The organism is Bacillus sp. mrc49 (assembly GCF_002803435.1).
Map to the genome: position 1 here is coordinate 1 of NZ_PHNG01000202.1, position 874 is coordinate 874.

Consider the following 874-nt stretch of genomic DNA (forward strand, 5'->3'; position numbering starts at 1 on the left):
AAGGTGTAAGGGCATGAATCTTCGAGGATGCCCAAACCATCACGCGACGGTTTGGAGGGGTTATGTTGGGAACGAGACATTAAAAATTGGCGAGTTGGCGGAAATGGCGAAAGTTACGAAACGAACCGTTGATTATTATACAAACTTAGGTTTGCTTAAAGCAGAACGTTCCGCCTCCAATTACCGTTATTATTCACTCGGTGAACTGGAAAGGCTTCGCCTGATCGAGCGATATAAACGAAAAAACCTATCATTGGAAGATATAAAAGAATTACTTAAACAAGATTTGGAAACCGCATCAGCGATTGAAGAAACAGGACTTAAACTGAAAAGCAAATTGGATGGCTTGAACGAGGAACTTCAAGAAGTCATCACCTTGATCAAGCAGGACGAAAAAAATGAACTTCTTTTAAAAAAACAGATTTCCCATGAAAGCATGGCCTTAATCCAATCATTGTTAGTTTTGCTGGTATGATTGAAATTTATCCCCTATAGTTTAGTGTGCAAAGGTGCATGATAACGATATAGGCTAAATGGTTTTGGTGCATGCAGGAATGAAACTAACCATTTATACAGGAGGTGCTTGGGATTATACCGTGCATGTCCATTCCCTTTGTTTAAAGGATGGTCACCATGCCTGGTCAACCCGCACATATTGGAGATTTTTATAAAATTATTAGCAGTAGCTGTATTAATAGCATTGACCGCTTTTTTCGTTGCTTCGGAATTTGCCATCGTTAAAGTCAGAAGTTCCCGCATCAACCAACTGATTGAAGAGGGGCATAGAAGTGCTTTGGCAGCAAAAAAAGTAACAACCCATATTGATGAATATTTATCAGCGTGCCAATTGGGGATTACCGTAACGGCTCTAGGG

General features: G+C 40.3%; 2 protein-coding genes. Both read left to right on the top strand.

The genetic code is table 11. The features are described from left to right. Positions 1 to 475 (top strand): MerR family transcriptional regulator (locus CVN76_RS01415; protein WP_232732049.1); only part of this gene is annotated, 475 nt, incomplete at its 5' end. Positions 476 to 661: 186 nt separating this feature from the next. Continuing rightward, positions 662 to 874: CNNM domain-containing protein (locus CVN76_RS01420; protein ID WP_442857526.1), on the top strand; the 213-nt coding region annotated here is incomplete at its 3' end.